Origin of the sequence: Thioalkalivibrio denitrificans (assembly GCF_002000365.1) — a bacterium.
GTDB classification, from domain to species: Bacteria; Pseudomonadota; Gammaproteobacteria; order Ectothiorhodospirales; family Ectothiorhodospiraceae; genus Thioalkalivibrio_A; species Thioalkalivibrio_A denitrificans.
The window spans coordinates 18,244-36,312 of the sequence record NZ_MVBK01000048.1 but is presented as its reverse complement, the minus strand read 5'-3'; the positions used below and the strand labels follow the sequence as shown (position 1 = coordinate 36,312).

The window sequence follows — 18,069 nt, the reverse complement described above, 5'->3', positions numbered from 1 at the left end:
GCCTTCTAAGGTAAAGAAGAAAGACGATGGGGAAGATTTCCGTGACAACTATCTAGATTCACTCAGTCACAAGCCAGAACGATGATCTCTACCACCGATTCCTCACCTGGGGTTCTCGTGGCACTCTGAACCGCCCCGGGTTTTCCGGAGACCAGTTTGTTTGTGTCATGCCCCATGGCCGACTCTTCCTGTTGGCGATAATACGCCGCTTCCAACCCTGCCGACGGGATGTTGCCGATAGGCTCCAGCAGCCGGCGGTGGTTGAACCATTCCAGCCATTCAAGGGTGGCGTACTCGACCGCATCAATGTTGCGCCAAGGTCCTCGCCGGCTGATCATCTCGGTCTTGCCAACTCCTGCTTTAGCATCTAGCTTCCGGCTATGAGAAAACTGCGTATTCCCGTACCCAGCGGCCTCGCGGCCTTCGTCGACCAACAGGTCCGACGGCGTGGCTATGACACACACAATGAGTATGTTTGTGCGCTCATCGGGCGCGACCAGGACCGGCAGAGGTTGCGCGACCAGCTGCTTGCCGGCGCAGCGTCGGCGCCGGCGAAACCCGCTGGGAGAGCGTATTTCTCTAGCCTACGCGAACACGTTCGCCAAGCCACGAAGGCAAAACGCGAGCCCTGAGGCTTGAGATGAAAGTCCGACCTCTTGCCCCGGGTGCGCTGAAGCTACTCGAGTGTCGAGGGCCGGGAGTCGTGTTACGTGTCCGATGGGCCGGATCGACTGCCTCCGGGTTCATCGGTGAACACGAGAAGACCCAAATGTGACTCGGCTGTCCTCGCGCCACACGCCCGCCAAGCGATACGTCTGACTAGAGTCCGCCTGAGCCTTGCCTGTCCGGAGCATTCATGCCAACAGCACTTAACAGCCAGTGGGCCAAGCGTATATCAGCCTCTGTGATGCCTAGCGCGTGCCTCCATCCGACTTATACGCTGATTCGAAAGAGCAACATGTTCCAGGGTATCGTCTATGGCTCGCTCCGCCCGTTCGGTTCCCTCCATGACGGCATCAATCAGCGCTAGCAGGGCCAATTCATCGTCCTTGATCTGAGCCTCGAAGGCAGCGCGGCGCATGAATGCGCTGATAGACAAGCCGGCCTGCTCCGCGCCCTTGGTGATCCGGGCGTGCTCGGTCTTGGTCACATGAACTACGATCCGCTTGTTCCTAGTGCGCATTTTTCCTCCCGGAATCGACCGGTGGGGAGCCACCCTAACGATTATCCCCCCTTGCGGCCCTCAAGCGAAGCCCGCCCAAGGATGAGGAACGCGAACCTGGGTAATTGGGCCAGCGATATTGACTCCAGCACGCCATACGTTACGATGTCTTGTCCCGCCATGGGACGCAAACCTTTTCTCTTACGGACATGGAGGTTCGGTCTATGCTTATCCTGACACGCAGACCAGGTGAGTCACTCCTGATCGGTGATGATATCGAAATCACGCTGATAAATGTTGAAGGGCGCCAGGTGAAGGTCGGGGTCAAAGCCCCGGATCACATAACGATTCTTCGGGGTGAGTTGCTTGAGCGTCAAGACGACGCCACCGAGAGCGAGAAAGACATATGGCCGCGGGCATGATGTATGTCTAGGATCATGTCGACGATTCTCTTGCTTTTCTGTGGCCTGTCCGGTGCGCTCGCCCTCGAAATTCACAGTCCTGCCCACTGCCTCTATGGGTGCCCCGCGGGGTCTCCCTCAGGGAATGACCTGATAATCCGCCCCACGCATATTCTCAGTTCCAATGATCTGACGAAGTTCTCTGATTGGGTCGCCTATCGGGTTACGCCTGACTCAATCGGGCGGAGCCAGGCCAGAAACTGGCGAAAGGATCCTATCCTCGCGGACCATGAAACACTGGCGCCGGAAGATTACCGCGATGCGAACCGCGTACTAGGGACTGATCGTGGCCACCAAGCCCCACTGGCGAGTTTCTCAGGAACAAGCTATTGGCCCGATACGAACCTGCTATCCAACATAACCCCGCAGTCGGCCGCATTGAACCAGGGCGCATGGGCAAGGTTGGAAGCGGCGGTGCGGGCTCTTTCCCATGAATCAGGGGCTGTCTACGTCATGACCGGGCCGCTTTATGAACGGGCCATGCCTTCGCTGCCGACTACGGACAAGGCTCACATGATCCCAAGCGCTTACTGGAAGATTGTCGCGATTGCTGGTGATGGTCAACTTCTCGCGGCTGGCTTTGTAATGGATCAGGGCACACCCCGAAACGCCACTCATTGCACCAAGTCGGCTCAATTGTCAGACATTGAATCGCGCACGAGCCTTCGATTCTTTCATGGTCTTGATGCCGCCCCTGATGTGATCGTCAGGTTCAATCATGGCGATCTCATGGAACGCTTGGGCTGTCCGCTCGACTAATTGGCAAGAACCGCGTGCTCGCGGGACTGCTCAAGGCTTACGGGATCCGAGGGCATGGAGGCGGGCCGCAGGTCCTCCGCAACTGGCGACCACTGTATAAGACTTAGGGCCGCGAGCCTTCACTACGCGTCATCCGTTGGCATCTCATACGGCTGTCCATCGAGCGGAGATATCGCATCGCAGCATGCGGTACTCCTAGCGAAGCTGGAGATCCTGAACCCTACCAGCCCGGGTAGTACCGCAGTAAATCCCCAATGACCTCTTTGCGCTCGCCGTCCAATGCCGCTGCTATGTCACAGATATTCACCATTTTCCGGTCGAGGCTCTCTAGGAGCATATGCCTCACTTCCGAATTGTAGAAAGAGTACATGCTGTCCAGGAAAACACTCTCCCCACTACCTAGAGCATCGATAACGGCCTCGATAGCCTCTCTGTTGGGACGACGCTGGTTCTTGTCGGTCGCTGCGTCTACGTCAGGGACTAAAACGTTAAAATACTCCGGGCCAGCGAGGCGCACACCGTGCTTCCACGCCTCCAGAAACATCCTTTCGTGTTGTTCGTAAATTGTCTCCACTCTTCTACCATGCGATGCGTCGTTGAGACAGCGGCAAGAACCCATGCGGCACCATGCCTCAGAGCGGTACGTCACCGCTTTGGGCAGGGAGACCCTAGCGCTCTGCCAAAGCCTTCCCATGCCAGTGTCAACGGCAACCAATCCAATCCTTTTAGCTATAAACGCCGAATTCTATCCGACCAAGTACGGTCCTTACTCGCTCGACACCGACTTCTGTGTCGAGCAGTTCATAAGGCTTCGCGCCTAGCGCTCTATTGTACGAGACGAGCCAGTCGTGGGCGATGTCTCCGCTACCAAATACCTCCTCCGCAAGCACGATAACTCTCGCGATACGATAGGCCCGATCAGAGTACAGAAGTCCAAGAGAGGCACCTGAATGCCGCCGTCTGGCATATGCCCTCGGCGACATCCTGATGACCCCGAGGACATCATTCACAGAGAGACCCAGACACCTTCCAAGGTGCTGGACCGCCATGACATTAAGGCCCTTCTTGATATGTTCGGTTATTGACTCGATGGTGGCACCAGTATCAGACCGCCTGTTCGTTAGAATGCCATAGGCCCTCATTGCCGGGCTCTCGCGCAATTCTTTCCGATCCCGACACTTATCCACACGAGAAGCGCGCATACGGTTGCTAGTGGGCCTCGACGACTGAGTGCCGGTCATAGGGTGAATCTCCAGGATCGCCCTTACGCGAGCGAAGCAGCACGTAACCATTGTACGGCCGCACGGGGCGTATCGTCTCACTGGTCAATTGTAGTTCCCCTCTTGGGGCGCGTCCGGTGGCACCGGACCGGGCTCTAAGCCCTGCGCGCCCGGAGTCAGGTGTTCCCGTCTCCGCCATTCGGTGATGATCCCTCTCGCGGCTTTATCGTGGATGCCGTATTGCGATCCGGACTCCGCAGTAGCTTGTCAGAAACGGATATCGGCCTTTTCCAATACGTATCGGGCGTTTCGGGAGATCGCATCATTTATCTGCTGGCGACTTGCACTACGCAGTTCCGCTATGCGCTCTGGTAAAGACAATACATCACACGGGACGCTGTGCCGGTTGGCTAGCTTCGTGAACGGACCGTCCGTTTCGGTTAACAGTCTGTCGATTGGCAAGGTTTTGACAATATCCGTTCCCTGTTTGGATTGGAACATCTGGCTGTTGATGGAGAAATAGCATCCCGCCGACGCCGCTTGCATGGCAACAGACTTCGGTCCGGAAAACCAGTGTAAGATGCATATAACATGGTCAGGAGTCGTGAGTTCTTGTATTATCTCCACGACTTCCGTGGTCGCACGGCGGCTATGGATGCTGACAACACGACCACCATGGGCCTGGGCCTTCCGCAACACCCGTGAAAAGACATCCTTCTGATTCTCCCAACTGTCCCGATACTGAGGACTTCCATCGAGTCCGATTTCGCCAATCAAGGATGACTCTGCGACATATTGTTCGAGCAAATCGATTTCTTCATGGCGCTCGCCAACGAGCTCCGGGTGAAGTCCTACTGCTGCATGGACGAAGTTACTTGAAGCCGTCCATTTCCGGTTCTGCGGCCACGCCTTCGGTGTCGTAGTCACGGCCAGGGTCAGTATCCTGTCACGCTCACAAGCAGCAATCATCGCCGGCGGATCCGGATAGAGGTCAATGTGACAGTGGAAATCATAGCCTTGAGGCGCGGACTTGGAGGTCATAGCGGTCTGACTTTCACGTTTTCGACGAGCTTTCCGACCTCGGCAATGCCTCGGCGGAAAACATCGGCATATGCGGCAATTTCGCCGTCTGTGTAATCGGAGAGCGGTCCTGGCTTGTGAACCAGTAACCTGGCAAGGTCAGGTTTCCGTTTCAAGCGTGACGCCGTCATCTGAAACGATCGAACGTCTTCGCCCTCTGCTCTTGAGGCGTCCAATGTGCGGGACATCAGGTCGGGGATGATTACATAGTCCGTTCGATCATGGCCAAACGCGGCTTTGATCGATGCGCGGCGAATGAGGCATGGGACGCAATAGCCGCAATGTCCGTGAGGCAGTTTCTTGTGTCGTGATTTCATGTATGACGAGCAGGAGATCGTTTCATGCCCGTGTTTTTCGAGGAAGATCTTGTTCTTGCACTGGCTAAGCATCTCCCCCTTGGTCTTGAAGCGATATGGGTTCTCCATGGTGAATGGAAATCCCAATGTGTCGAAGAGTTCCTGCCATCTGGCCATGTAGAAGGGGTGTGTGGTCCTCGTGCTCCAGGCGCCAAGGCGGAGCACGTCGAGCGGAACGTTTAGTGAGATGAGCCCGTTCTCCGGCACATAGATCGTACTTTTTCCGCTCAGGCAACTTGCTGTAAGCGCGGCCAGACTGAAGAACAGAAACGAGCGTGCGCGAAGCGAGTTCTCTGGAGCGGACCCGCTGACCAAGTCCGCTGGAAAGCCGACGCGCGCACGGACATGGCGAGAGTACAGGTCCCCGTACTCCTTTCCAAGGACAGTTGCACAGGGTAGCTGTGAGCGCGTACTGGCGTCCCAATAGTGGCTGACGAATATCGGATTCTCACCTCCTTCGAGAAGGTCAACCGCGCCTGTGAAGCTGTCGAGTCCGCCGGAAAAAAGGCACACGCTGGAAAAGGGTGATCCGACCGCAATCGGCGGGGTCTCGATAAGAGTCTTATAGACTTTGTGGCGACTTCGGAAGAACAACCGCCACCTGTCACCGGTGAGAAAATGCAGCATCCTTTCAGTCAGCGGAGCAATCGCGTTCCAACGGTCTGGAGCCCTTACCGGTACGTAGATATCGATCTCCCTGGTCCAGCTATCCTGCGATTCGCTCCCTCGATTTATCCTCGTATCAGCAGCGGTGACCGTGCCGGCAAGGATGGCGAGGTCGGCGGCATCCTCCGTGGGATAAAGCCCGCGTCTGGCGAGCTGGTCGATTATCTGTCCCAGACCATAGCCGAGCCGCTTTTCGCCATCTATGAAGCGTATCTCTGTGGTGGCGGATCGTGGTTCATGGATCGTGACCTTGCTTGTGTCGGCAGGGCCAAGTCTTGCCAGAATGCTATGTCGTCTGATCATTCCATATCTCCCCAGGCTTCCAGCAAACTCCATGCATCCGTATAAGTGCCGTCAACGATGTCGTTGATTTCCTTGTCTCGAAGGTTGGGCAGACTGCTCAGGTCCGATGAAAAGGAATCCCTGACGGAACGGCGAATGTAGTCCCTGAGCTGACGTTCGAAACTTTCGGTCTCGGAGACGCTGGCGGAGACATGAAATCCGTTGATCCCGATGTCCTGGAACAGGCGGGCCTCTATCGCGTGAGATACATAGGCCATGAATATCGCGCTGACCTGCGCCGTCGTGAGTGAATCCAGGTCATCTATTCCGAACTGATCCAGTTCCGCTACGGTCTCCAGCCATGCATCGCGACCGATCGCTTCGTCTATGGACCCGCCATCGTGACAGATCGTGTCCGTCAGGCCGACGAGAAGATCCTCTGCGGACCGCCCGACAAGGTTATTGAGATCAAGACGGCGTAGCGTGGTTTCTACGCCGTCACGCAGGAGACCCCGGAACACTCCAAGCGCTCCGCTTGCCGTCGTGCGTGCGGAGCCCATGCGTTGCGTGGCGCTTCGCGCGCCCCGTGTCCCGCTGCGGACATAGTCCCTGATGCCTCGTCTCAGGGCACCGGTATCGCTGCCCCCAGATCGCGCAAAGCGCGTGAAGTTTGTCCTTGCCGATTGAAATCGACTTGGCTCTGGCGGTAGCTGGATGGGAGGACGTGGTTCTGGTTTGCTGTCCGGTCCGGCATTCGAACCATCAGTGTCATCTCCGTCTACCTGATCTTGTGATACGTCATCGTTTCCCGATACAGGATTGGTGGTTGGCTCGTCGAGCCAAGTCGGTACCAGTGGCGTTCCGGAACCGGGTCCACGCGATGATCCTGACGTGCCCATTATCTCCCTCCCTTGTTCCAGCCGGGCAGAGCCTTCTCGGCCGCCCGTTTCAGCGGTTTATTAGCATCCTGGCCGCTCCAATGTGTCAGCACCGACCCAAACTGTTGTTTGGCTTCTGGCCGGGTCAATATCTCGTTCCATCCCTTCACGATCCATACTCCCAACGATGACGGATCGATGCTGCCAATCAGGGAAACTAACTCGGACTGGAAGGGAAGGTGGTGCTTGGCGATGATGCTCAGACCTCTAAAACCGGCAGGCTCGGTCTGGTAGTTGCCTTGGCGGAGCACCCGTTCCCGCAACATGTCGAAGACTTGTCGTGCTTCGGCGGGTTGCAGTGCCTTGATTTCGGTCTCGACACTACGAATGGCAAGGTCGCCGGTTCCGGACAACTTGTCGACGAGGCCGTCAAGCCCGCCAATGTCCGATGCTACAGAAAGAATCTTTTTGTCACGGGCAACGAATGCGTATGGCCGCAAATCAACGTTACCCAGAGCCGGCTCAATACTGGCCCATGACTTCAGCCAGTCCCGCTCAAACCATTTGTCAATAATTTCTCTCGTTCGTTCTTCAGTCGTCTCCTCCGCCTCTGCCTCGGGCTTCTTCGCGGACTTCTTCTTTTCTCCCTCGCCTCGCATCCGTTCTTCGAACAGATGAAGCTCGGTGACTTTGCCTTCTTCTGCGATCATCGCCATCCTGACGATATCTTCATAGAAGTCCGGCTGGAATCGTTCGGCGAGCATCAGTTTCGCCAAGGCGGTCTGACCGACTCGATCTGCAAATCCACGAGCACGCGCAATGGCCTGACGAACCAGGAGGGCGTTGAGGAACCTCTTGATCTGGCGTGGATTCCCTTTTGTTCCCTCGGCCAGGATAGGACCAATCTGCTGCGCCAACACAAACGTTCCGATCAGTTCATCCTTGCGAGTGGAGTCCACGTCGGCAACTTCCGCCTGATTAATCCCATTACCGAGCCATGGCTGATTCAGATCATCCTTCGCCTTCTGCAAGAGCTGCCGGAACCCGCCATGGTCGTCTCCGACAAGACTTTCAACGAGAAGTAGGGTCACGTAGGCACGTGTCTCATGCGTTCCCAGGGCCGGTATCCGAAACGGCACTTGGATGAGCTTCTCAAGGTAGTTGCGCGCATAAGGCATCGGCCCGGATGCGACGGGAAGATCCGGGAAATGTTGCCGTACCGCGTACTCGATCATGGCTTCGTCCGCCCCAATGACGAACGCGGTCTTGGGCACGAACAGGAATAGTCGTATAGCCTCAAGCGTGTCTATGGCAGTCGCCGGGAGGCAGCGGTCCAGGTCGTCGATCAACACAACCAGTTGCTCGATCTTCGCTTCCTCCAGAAGCTTGCTGAAGTCTTCGCGGAACTGGTGGACCTGATCCGGAACGCTGCTGACCTCGGCGTCCTTTAGATATGACGCCGCATCAGCAAGTTGTGCTTCGATCACGTCCGGAGACAGATCCTTTGCTTGTTCAACCGTTGACCGAAGGGTCTGGAGCACAGAATTAAGCAAATCAGGTGAGGGGATGCCAGTTGCCGCGGCGAATGCCAAGGAGCTTCCGCGTTTGGCGAGCTTGAGCCAATCAACCCTCTTGAGCAGGTCGGATGCCATATCCTTGACCTTGCCGCATGAGGAGCGCTGCCGTGCAAGTTCACTGATGATCGCCTCGATCAGGACGGTCTTGGCATCATCAAATCCCTGGAAGGCCCAGCCGTTGAACCAAAGGCAGGCGACGTCCTTTTCTCGGGACAGACCCTCCTCAATCATCTTCAGCACACTAGACTTTCCGGCCCCCCAGTCGCCGTGAATGCCGATCGAGATTGCTCGCTGGCGGTTACCGTTGAGCAACTCGACAGCAGTTCCAGCGATTGCTTCGTAGTTCAGGAAATCAACGGCGGTTTCGTGGTCTGGAATCAGCATGGCGTGCCTTTGCATAGTCCTTATCTAGTGTTGCTCCGAGAATAGCGCCGGCATTCATTGTGACACCAGCTTGGCCGGAAAGGCGAGGCGTAGCGGTGCACGCGTGCTCTCCGGCACGACGACACCTAGTTCAATCAGGGCGGCAACGACGCCGCCGTAAGAACGGTCACTCGCCCTAAGCAATTCCGGAACATCCCCACGCGAACTTTAATCCGCCAGGACTTACGATTTTCCTTTCCAGTATTCCGATTGTCGTTTGTTATGAGTTTCTGCATTTAGCCTTCTCCCCATGTATAACGCTTCGCATCACCGTCCGGAAAAAGCAGAGCGAAGTATGAGAGGCGCGTTTCGATGGCCGAGTGCATGCGAGTGTTATACCGTTGTTATGGTTTAGTTGCTATCTGATCGAAGCCAAGAAGGTCATGCGGGTTGATCGAGCGACCTTCCCACCTAGGCAATCGACGCCTGCCGCCTTTATAACTAGAGAGCAAATCGACAAGATCTTCTTTTTTGTCTATAGCTAGAAGGCACTTAACCTTTTCAAAATATTTCCCGGACACAGCCCTTGCGAAGATCTCGAAGCTGGAAGGGAACCTAAACAGGTAAAGTAGGGTTTCGGGCCACCAAGTGGAATAGCCGTCTTCGTCTTCAATTTCTGCTCGCATAAACAAAATAAAATCCCCCTGCATTAAGTACCTGAACTCTAGCCCAGAGTTTTTGCTTCTTTCTTCCAGCATATCCGCCCTTAATGAGAGCCGGCGCAACTTAAGCCGTTGGTTACGCGCCTCAAGAGAACGAATATATTCTCTAAAAACCGGAAAGCGCACCATAACATCGTTACCATAATAGCTATTTCCAACGACGTAGTATTGGTTATGCATTAGATAGTTTGCTTGCTCGATACGTTCGTATCGGACAAGAATCGAAAAGGCATAAAGAAATAGTTCGTGAACAATGAATTTGAAGTTATCGAAATCCCAATCGTTATAATGGGTAACTTCTGGCGGTCTACTCATATACGGTATTAAACCTTCGAGAAACCTATGAAGCTTTACAATGTTCTCTTCGGTCGGTGCGTATTGAGCTAACGCCATAAAAAGTTGCACTGCTTCATTTCGATAGGGCAGAAACTCTTCAATACTTTTTACGATTAGCTCGTCATGTGCGTTGTCGGTTCTTTCAATACGGAAGCGCTCGAGATTTCGTGAAAATGTCTCAAAATATTCATCCATTGCTCCAGATGCATGTCTTTTATTGTTTTTGATTGCATCCATAGCTCTTTTAAAGCTTGGAGTGGTGCCAAGTGAAATGGAATTGGCATCAGTCAAGAACGTAGGAGGTTTTCCTATCTCTGGCTTTAGGTACAGTGGTTTGTCAAAAACCCATCGCAACAGCTTTTCGAAGTTCTCCGCGTATGAGTCGGGCTCGCTCAAGTCAATGTAAATACGTGACTTGTAATAGGTGGGGAGGTAGGGCTTCCCGTGCGTGTCTTTCTCACAAACAACCAGGACAAACTTGTCTTGTTTTTGATTCTCGTAAACTTCTTTAGAGATGATCTGCGTCTCTGTCCCAACACCACCTGATCTTCCATCGGCTTTTTCCGAGTAGGTTTTGTCGCTAATAATCGCCACTTTGCCTATGGCGGGATCACTAACCATCTGCTCCATAAACGCGTAGGCATCATGGCCTTCTTTCAAATCCCATTTATCCAGAATTACGTCAATTCCGGACTCTCGAAGATTAGTTGCGAGCTCGATAACCCATTGCTCATGTTCTGAGCTTGACCAGCTATATGAGATGAAGAGTTTAGGGGCGGCCACTATGAGATTCCTATATGGGTATAACATTCATTTGGGTGACGGTGGTCGTAATGGCAATACCAGGCCGTTGAAAAACTCCCGCCAAAGTTGATCATACGCGGAATCGTTCGATAGGGAGCACAAGCACGATGCGAGGTGATCGCCGACAGCAGGAATCGATGTTCAGCTACGTCTCGCCCGAGGCGCGCAGCTACCGCAAGGGCAACGCGCATCCGGCGATACTGTGCTACCAGAGTCATCTTCTGATGGAGAACCGCAACGGCCTGATCGTCGATCATGAACTGACCCAGGCCAGCGGCACCGCGGAGCGCGATGCCGCGGCGGCGATGGTCTCGCGCCTGGCGGGCCGGCATCGAGTCGGGGTCGGCGCCGACAAGGGCTATGACACGGCAGAGCTCGTTGCACACCTGCGCTGTCTGGAGGCCATCCCGCATGTGGCGCAGAACACCCGCAACCGGCGCTCGGCGATCTATAGGCGCACCACGCGCCACCCTGGGTACACGGTCAGTCAGCGCGTCCGCAAGCGCATCGAGGAGATCTTCGGGTGGGGCACGATGGTCGGCCCCCTGAGACAAGTCAAGCTTCGTGGAGTGAAGAAGGTCATCCATCTGTGTCTGCTCACCTATGCCGCACACAACCTGGTGCGGATGCGCAATCTGGCGGGGGCTGTGCCATGAGTACGCAGGGTCGGTGTGCCTGGAATGCGCCAAAGCAGCATTTCGAAGCCTTGAAGCACCGAAATCCATGCATCGAACGAGCGCTTTTCGGGCTCCATAGCAGCCGACCCGCCTGAATCTGGGTTCGAAGGATGATGGGCAGGACGAATCCATGACATTTTCAACGGCCTGTTAGCTCAGTGGCGCACGGCGCGTCCCATACATGCGCTACTTGTCCAAAGAATCAAACTGACTTGCGATGATCGCGTGGCCCGCCTGCTCTGTGAACACTTCAAAACCCTTCCGCGCCCTAATCGCATCTTCCCGGCCGTACTGATTGGTTTCCAATTCGTCGAGTCTGTCGGGGTGCTCACGGCGCCGAATATCCCAGATCCAATCGATTTCCCGCTTCGTCTCCGGCTGGATGTGTTGACCAGCGACAAGAAGGGAGCTTCTCTTCTTAAACGGCTTTGGTTTGCCCTCTGCGACCAAGCCCAGCTCTCTGCACGTGGCGTCCGACAAATAATCGGCAGCGTGCCCATGAATGCAGATGTACTCCTTGACAACCTGTGAAAGCAGCATTCCATTCAAGTCTGTGCGGATCGCTAGCCAGCGCAACAGGTCCGCCATTTGTAGCGAATAGCAGATGTTCCGGATCTTGGTCTCGTCAAGAAGGCCATACGAGAGGGAAACTCGCACCCGGGTCTCTTTTGTGGTTCGAATGTATCCCCGTGGGAATCTGAATCGCGCTTCCGTGACGTTCTGTCTGCCCGCTATCGTCTGGATCTCTGCCAGTAACTCGCTAACGGATGCGCTGATGCGCTCTAGTCTGCCTCTGTCTGTTTGGTCTACCACGGACTCATCCGTACAGCATGTTGGCAATGAGCCGCGCTTGACGGTGACCAACCGGAGCGGTAGCGAAGGGCGGAAGCAGTCACGAGTCGGACTCCATTGCTCTTGTTATTCGTGAATTGTCCTCCAGTGCGTAATCCGTACACGCTTTAATTTGAATACATATCGCCTGTGCAGCATATGTGACCATATGAGCCAATGCACCAATAAGGTAAATAATCAAAGCAGGAACGACATATTCCCTGGTCAAGTCGAAATACTGCAACGCCACAATCAAGACTATTGCTGGAACGGAATATATGAGCGCCCCCATCCAAGCACTACCAGACAAGAACCTGTCATACTCAGTACTCCATGGCATGGCGCACCTCCTTCATTGAATCTCCAATCATTTCGAAAACACAACAGTAGCTTATGACTCTGCACTCGCCGCAATGGCCGCGACCTCCCGGATGTAACGTACTTCCTTCGGCAGGAAATCCGCAAACTCCCATTTCCCGGTTTCGACATTGCGAACTCGAGAATAAGTTGCTAACTCGACAGGACCAGCGGCGTGCGCCACCAACTTTTCCAAACAGTCGCTTGAACCGCCACAGTTCAACCCGAACATCGACTGAACATCCTGACTGAAGCCCAACGAGATCTCGCCTCTTGGGCTGGCAAAGTGACTCATGAAAGGCATAGTACCGACATTCCGCTTTGATACAGAAATAACTGGTGCATCGACATTCGCACACCAACGAACTTCAGTGACGTAACCCTGAAATGGATTTGCAACAATCTCCTGCAACACGTCCCGGATGGTTTTAGTAGACGGCCTCATTCCTTGGATACGCGCTAAAGCACCGACCAAGAAAGGGAGCGTGATACCTGTCGCACCCATCCCCTTGACTTTCCACTGCTCGATCAGGAGGAACCACACTGGTTTACTCATGGAACGATTCCTCAGTCAGAGAAACATAACGCCTGCAATCTACTACGCGAGGTATGCGCGTTGGTTGCATGGCGCGGTTATGACGTGACATTTCATTCACTGAAGGTACAACGAAGCTCCACAGAGCGGATCACGACACCAGAACCGAGCGCATCGTAGCCACCGTAGCCGCCAGCGGTAGTAGCGACGATTTTGTTTAATCCACGATGTACAGCGTATAGCCATCCGTTTGTGCCAATTCCGGTTGAGCCATACGTAGCCGCCAGGAGAACCCCATCGTGCGACGCGACTATCTGAACATTTTTACCATCAACAGCTAGTTGACCACCGCCTCCATACTTGAAGTGCCATTCACCTCCGGCCGTGCCCTCGTGACTCCACCCCCCCGGGGTATGAGCTCCCTCGAAATCCGTCGATTCAATAAAGGTTCGAGCTGAGGCTTCCTCGCACGTAGCTGAAAATGGCTGTACGTGCTGCGTCAATCGCCCGTCAGCAAAGCACGGAAAAACAGCACCTAATAACAACGGAAGAGCTTTAGGCAAATAACTCATCGACTCCTCTCAGTCGCGCAGCATAACGTCAGGTTATCCTATCCCCTCTCAAGGGCTCGGCCTCAGCCATAGCCGAATTTCTACACGTCCCGGCGGTCCGGGAAGAATTGCGCGTCTAGTTCCAAAGTTGCATCGGCATGCAGCGCGATGGCAAGGCTAAGCGACGAGCTGACCACAGGCACCTGTTTAAGGGCGGACGGAATCTCCACCACCTTTAGCTCTCCCTCTACGTTCCATTCGACCACGCCCCACACGACCCCAACGAACTGAACCTTAGTGCCAGGCGTATATGCGCCATCCCCCTGCCGAAACATCGGAGCCTCATAGGTGAAGACCGGCGAGCCGCTAGATCCCGGAAAAGCCGCGACATCGACGAGAAACTCACGCTTGTTTTGGTAGTGGGCGAGCGGATGAGTTGCGGTAATACCTAGCCGAGCAATGGGCATGTTGTTGTGGCTGTCCCACAGCCCTCTTGGATACCCGACTACAAGCACCTGCTCCACGTCGCGAATGATCGGCCTAGCCTCAGGTTCTGGTAGCCAACTGGAGTCGATGAACATTGAGCGGAGCTGGGCGCCCGTCTGAAGAACCTGGCCAACAGGGATCGTGACGTCAATTGCACAGAGGTCGATGTTTGGATTAGGATGCAGGTATGTGTTTCCGTTCAGTGGCAGCATGAACTTCTGGTCCTTGTGTCCCCTTGGCTGGTGCTGTTCATCAAGTGCGCGGACGGATAGTGCAGACGAAAGAACAAAGTGAACAACATCGGCGCCGCGAACAACATGCTTGTTCGTGACAATAAGGATCTTGGCGATATCCTTCTGCGGGTGGACGACCTTGTAGAAGAATCCAGTTCCCACCGAAGTGGGGTCACCGGACGCTGGCCCAGCAAGCAATCGGACCGTCGATCGGACCAGCGCGTGTTCAATCGGCAGTTGTCTTGCGGACATATCCACAACCCCTACTTCTTGCTTCTATTGATTGTGCCTGCGGCATATGGCCGTCGCAGTAGGGACGCCGGTTAGCCGGCGCCCCCTGCACAGATCCCGGCGTGCAGTTTTCCCGCACCGGGCTCCTCAATCATGCTCACATTCGTAGAAGCAGCAATACTGCTCATAGATAGCCCCTGCGAGGAGGTTGGCTCGTCGAGCTCCGGCCCTACATTGTCCGGCGCGAGTTGTCTTTGCAAGTTACGCATGACCGTCATCCCCGTCCCCATGTGATCGGCCCTACCGTCTCCGAGTACTATGAGATGATCCGACTCCCCATCGGCCTTCATCCCGTTTGTAGCGGTCCGCATGTGCTTTACCCTTCCCTTGGAGCCCACGGAGCCTCCCGCGTTCATCACGCATCTCTTGTTACGTGCCGCAGATTGAGAACTCCGCCGGCTCGCTACAGGCTAACCAATGCGCTTGCTTCGTATGGGCTTCACGCAAGTTACAACGCTGGCCAACCGGGACTGTTCATTTCGAAGCGATTCCATCTAAGGAGCTAGGTCTCCAAACCGCCTGCAACATACCCTATGTTCGCTTCACCTCTCTTGTTCACGCACGCCCCAATCTTCACGACCAAGGCACCGTTCCGCCAGAGGCGCAACACTCGGTAATGGTGGGTGGTTAACCCTTACCATGTCGGGACTCTCACCCGACCAGATGCGCCACGCTTTGCGGGGCGCGCTAACGTCTCGCATCAGCGGCGCGCCGTGGTGAGCGAAGCGAGCAGCGATGCGTCCGATTACATGCGATTGTTAGAGCCCGCTGCGAGCAAGCCCGCAATCTGCCTTAATAGCTGTTTGCAATAAAAGGCGGATCACTCATTGCACCTCGAATGTGCAGAAATACTTGTACTCCACCCGCCCTAAGAAGTCCTTTTTGCTTTCCTCTGATGACCCTACCAAGAGAATCGTTCTGTCGGGATATTCCGACTCAACCGCACTCCGTAAGATTCGACATTGCTGTAGTTGATTGTGGCCACCACCGAGCCAGCCGGTGCTCAGACTTACTGTGATCGGCTCGACGGGCGCGACAATTGGCTTCGAATCTACTGTGGCCTGCGGACACTGATTGGAATCTGACGAAGCCGAAAGAAATTGCCGTAATTCCGCTTGGCGGTTTGAGTCGGATACCAAGCCAATATCTAATGCAACTTGAAGCTTACTAACACCATCACATGGCGCTTCTGATTTTAGTACTTCAAGCATCGCCAAGGATTCGACTCGCCTCGATTCGAGCTCCTTGCTAAGCGATTCTCTATTCTCCTCGACTTTTCTCTGATTATCCGCATTGACCCACGCAACTACGCCGTTGCCTATTGCTGCTAGTGTGGCCGCGACGATCGCTAACACGAGTGGATTCTTCAATTGAGACCGATTTGCTTCGCGTTCTCGTAGCTCAAGTTCGCGAAGGCGCAGTTGATATTCGCGATCTTCCTTCTCTTGGATCGCCTCGTATTTCGTCCTCTCGAACTCTAGAGAGGCATGCGCATTTGCTTCGGCTTCGGCTGAATCTTGGGGTTCGGTCTTGTCGTTCATCTATGCCTCAATCGGATGAAGCAGTACTGGCTCAGTTTCGCCCAGTGCCGGGAGGTCCGTGAAACCGGGGAAAAACCCTGAGCCGATAAACTCGACTGGTCCGCGCTCTAAGAGTGATTTCGGCGACGGCGGTCGTAATGGCGATAGTACCGCTGCGTCGTACTGTAATAAACAGTGCTGCGTCTTAGCATAACCGCGCATTCCAGCTTCTTCGGGCAGGACGCCCGTGATCTCGATAAGCAGATGTCACATGCCTAGCACCTCTCACTTCCGAGATCCGCAGGCGCGGTTATGCCTACCGCACCGAGCAGAACTACGAGCAGTGGATCTGCCGTTTTCTGCTGTTCTGTTCGAACGGCCTGCCGGAGGAGACTGCGGCGGCGCAGGTGCGGGCGTTTCTCGAGCACCTCGCAGTGAAAAAGCGGGTCAGCGCCGGCACGCGGAATCAGACGCTCTGAGCCCTGGTCTTTCTTTATGAGCAGGTTCTTGGAAAGAGGCTGGGCGAGCCGGAGGGTTTCGTGCGGGCCCAGCGCCGGCGTACCGTGTCGATGGTGTGCGGCGCCATCCGCCGCCGCCATCTCCACGAAAGCGCCTTGCAGAGGGCGATAAGGCGGGCGGCGGCGGCCGCCTGCTATATCCAAAAGCGCGTCGGCTGCCACACCCTGCGCCACAGCTTCGCCACCTATCTGCTTGAGCGCGGGCAGGACATCCGCACGGTCCCGGGGTTCCTGGGGCATGCCGGCGTCTCCACGACGATGATCTATACCCATGTGCTGAATCGCGGCGGGATGGGGGTGCTGAGCCCGTTCGATACGGGCCGAGGGGTGATCACCGGCCTGTGCGGTTGCCGTCATGGCGGGCCTTTCCCTTGGGCGTCAGTCGAAGATATCCCCATTCCCGCTGCCGCGCAAAGGGCTGCGCAGTGACAGACCTCCCAGGGCAGGACAGGCGACATTCACACTCAATCCTGGTGCGCCATTAAAAAGAGCCCGGAAAGCAAGAGCTTGCATCTATATGGCGGAGAGGGAGCTCCTCAGAAAGTTCTTTTAATTGAGTGCGAACTCAAATCGCGAGAACCAGTAGAAAGACGCGAACGAGGCGTCCTTCAGCTGTGTATCAAGTTTATCCCCTCGCATGGTGGCACCCGGTTGGTCCATTGAGGTAGGAACGGGGGAGCACCTATGACGGCAAATTGCAGTGATGTTCGCTCGGAGACTGGGAGAAGAATCGTTCGCCTAACCTCATCACGAAATTGGCATAGAAGCTTGTGCATTCTGATTGTGGAACCTTGGGATCACGGCGAAAATGCTTCACAATCCAACCTTCTGCAATTGCTCGTTCTGCGCGCCGCTGACAGTTCCCAAGGACGGCATTCGCGGCCTGCCGCCTCGAGACACTGTGACGCACTTGATATGAGGCGGCGTCGCGGACGCCACCCCATATGAAGTTAAAAATCTCATAGACGGAGTGACGTTCAAGTAGGCTGCGAAACACATGGATGGTCTTTTCGCCGAATCGGGGTTCGTAGTGATGGTCTCTCAGCCGCATAGCCAAGTATGGCAAGACTTCGTCGAGGGCGAGTTCATACCAAAGGGGCAACGCTTCGTGTTTCCAATGATCAGGCCACGCGGAACGCCGTCCTAGGCGGGCCTCCATATTGCGAAGTACGGTGATGCTTTCTTCTGCATCGCGGCCGAGCTGAAGTTGAAGGCGTACCTCGGCCCAGTCAGAGTCCAGCCGCCCTTCCGCATCAGTGGTTATCTGGCCTGGTGCATTGGCAAACGATAGATCTACCAACTCACGCTCATATAGTTCACGGACAATACTTAGTCCTGACTCTTGAGTACATCGAAGTGCGTGGGAGTGTTCGCGAAGAGCTTGTATTTCGTCTGAATCTTCCA

17 protein-coding genes and 1 pseudogene are annotated in these 18,069 nt (G+C 55.1%); 5 read left to right on the top strand and 13 right to left on the bottom strand.

Annotated elements, in window-relative coordinates:
• Positions 1 to 62: 62 nt before the first annotated feature.
• Together B1C78_RS17845 and B1C78_RS08955 are read right to left on the bottom strand one after the other, a co-directional pair.
• Positions 63 to 356 (bottom strand): annotated as a pseudogene (locus B1C78_RS17845) (hypothetical protein); the annotation flags it as partial.
• Positions 357 to 895: 539 nt separating this feature from the next.
• Positions 896 to 1,183, bottom strand: coding sequence for a plasmid mobilization protein (locus tag B1C78_RS08955; protein WP_077278819.1), 288 nt, complete (start codon positions 1,181 to 1,183; stop codon positions 896 to 898).
• Positions 1,184 to 1,371: 188 nt separating this feature from the next.
• On the opposite strand from B1C78_RS08955, the gene csrA reads away from it, so the two are divergent.
• Entirely contained in the window at positions 1,372 to 1,584 is a 213-nt protein-coding gene (gene csrA / locus B1C78_RS08950; protein WP_342745157.1) for a carbon storage regulator CsrA, read from the top strand.
• 15 nt (positions 1,585 to 1,599) lie between these two features.
• A complete protein-coding gene (locus tag B1C78_RS08945; protein WP_175628269.1) occupies positions 1,600 to 2,382 on the top strand; it encodes a DNA/RNA non-specific endonuclease in 783 nt (260 codons plus the stop codon).
• Positions 2,383 to 2,602: 220 nt separating this feature from the next.
• Here the strand turns inward: B1C78_RS08945 and B1C78_RS08940 are convergent, their stop codons facing one another.
• The 7 genes from B1C78_RS08940 to B1C78_RS08910 form a co-directional block, all read right to left on the bottom strand.
• Positions 2,603 to 2,956, bottom strand: coding sequence for a hypothetical protein (locus B1C78_RS08940; protein ID WP_077278817.1), 354 nt, complete (start codon positions 2,954 to 2,956; stop codon positions 2,603 to 2,605).
• A 151-nt stretch (positions 2,957 to 3,107) separates the two neighbouring features.
• On the bottom strand, positions 3,108 to 3,524 hold the full coding sequence (gene parS / locus B1C78_RS08935) for a type II RES/Xre toxin-antitoxin system antitoxin (RefSeq protein WP_175628268.1): 417 nt from the start codon (positions 3,522 to 3,524) through the stop codon (positions 3,108 to 3,110).
• 345 nt (positions 3,525 to 3,869) lie between these two features.
• Entirely contained in the window at positions 3,870 to 4,643 is a 774-nt protein-coding gene (qatD, locus tag B1C78_RS08930) for a Qat anti-phage system TatD family nuclease QatD (protein ID WP_077278815.1), read from the bottom strand.
• On the bottom strand, positions 4,640 to 6,007 hold the full coding sequence (gene qatC, locus B1C78_RS08925; protein WP_217698021.1) for a Qat anti-phage system QueC-like protein QatC: 1,368 nt from the start codon (positions 6,005 to 6,007) through the stop codon (positions 4,640 to 4,642). The genes qatD and qatC overlap by 4 nt, the downstream gene beginning before the upstream one ends.
• On the bottom strand, positions 6,004 to 6,885 hold the full coding sequence (gene qatB, locus B1C78_RS17990; RefSeq protein WP_342745156.1) for a Qat anti-phage system associated protein QatB: 882 nt from the start codon (positions 6,883 to 6,885) through the stop codon (positions 6,004 to 6,006). The genes qatC and qatB overlap by 4 nt, the downstream gene beginning before the upstream one ends.
• Positions 6,885 to 8,825 (bottom strand): Qat anti-phage system ATPase QatA, encoded by a 1,941-nt coding sequence (qatA, locus tag B1C78_RS08915; protein WP_175628267.1) that lies wholly within the window; start codon positions 8,823 to 8,825, stop codon positions 6,885 to 6,887. The genes qatB and qatA overlap by 1 nt, the downstream gene beginning before the upstream one ends.
• 383 nt (positions 8,826 to 9,208) lie before the next feature.
• Positions 9,209 to 10,645 carry a toll/interleukin-1 receptor domain-containing protein gene (locus tag B1C78_RS08910; RefSeq protein WP_077278812.1) on the bottom strand — a complete coding sequence of 479 codons (1,437 nt, stop codon included), beginning with the start codon at positions 10,643 to 10,645 and terminating at the stop codon, positions 9,209 to 9,211.
• Between the two features lie 128 nt (positions 10,646 to 10,773).
• Between B1C78_RS08910 and B1C78_RS08905 the strand changes: the two genes are divergently transcribed.
• Positions 10,774 to 11,322, top strand: a complete 549-nt coding sequence (locus B1C78_RS08905; RefSeq protein WP_077278811.1) for a transposase — start codon at positions 10,774 to 10,776, stop codon at positions 11,320 to 11,322.
• 207 nt (positions 11,323 to 11,529) lie between these two features.
• Here B1C78_RS08905 and B1C78_RS08900 read toward each other — a convergent pair whose 3' ends face one another.
• The 4 genes from B1C78_RS08900 to B1C78_RS17385 form a co-directional block, all read right to left on the bottom strand.
• Positions 11,530 to 12,000 (bottom strand): hypothetical protein, encoded by a 471-nt coding sequence (locus tag B1C78_RS08900; protein WP_139349864.1) that lies wholly within the window; start codon positions 11,998 to 12,000, stop codon positions 11,530 to 11,532.
• A gap of 565 nt (positions 12,001 to 12,565) precedes the next feature.
• The gene (locus B1C78_RS08895) at positions 12,566 to 13,087 is read right to left on the bottom strand and encodes a hypothetical protein (protein ID WP_139349863.1); all 522 of its coding nucleotides are present in this window, start codon (positions 13,085 to 13,087) and stop codon (positions 12,566 to 12,568) included.
• 631 nt (positions 13,088 to 13,718) lie between these two features.
• Positions 13,719 to 14,588 (bottom strand): S1 family peptidase, encoded by an 870-nt coding sequence (locus B1C78_RS08890; RefSeq protein WP_077278808.1) that lies wholly within the window; start codon positions 14,586 to 14,588, stop codon positions 13,719 to 13,721.
• 863 nt (positions 14,589 to 15,451) lie between these two features.
• Positions 15,452 to 16,168 carry a hypothetical protein gene (locus B1C78_RS17385; RefSeq protein WP_139349862.1) on the bottom strand — a complete coding sequence of 239 codons (717 nt, stop codon included), beginning with the start codon at positions 16,166 to 16,168 and terminating at the stop codon, positions 15,452 to 15,454.
• Positions 16,169 to 16,443: 275 nt separating this feature from the next.
• On the opposite strand from B1C78_RS17385, the gene B1C78_RS17840 reads away from it, so the two are divergent.
• Positions 16,444 to 16,626, top strand: coding sequence for a site-specific integrase (locus tag B1C78_RS17840; RefSeq protein ID WP_245795381.1), 183 nt, complete (start codon positions 16,444 to 16,446; stop codon positions 16,624 to 16,626).
• Positions 16,627 to 16,629: 3 nt separating this feature from the next.
• A complete protein-coding gene (locus B1C78_RS17940; RefSeq protein ID WP_425443968.1) occupies positions 16,630 to 17,094 on the top strand; it encodes a tyrosine-type recombinase/integrase in 465 nt (154 codons plus the stop codon).
• Positions 17,095 to 18,069 lie beyond the last annotated feature (975 nt).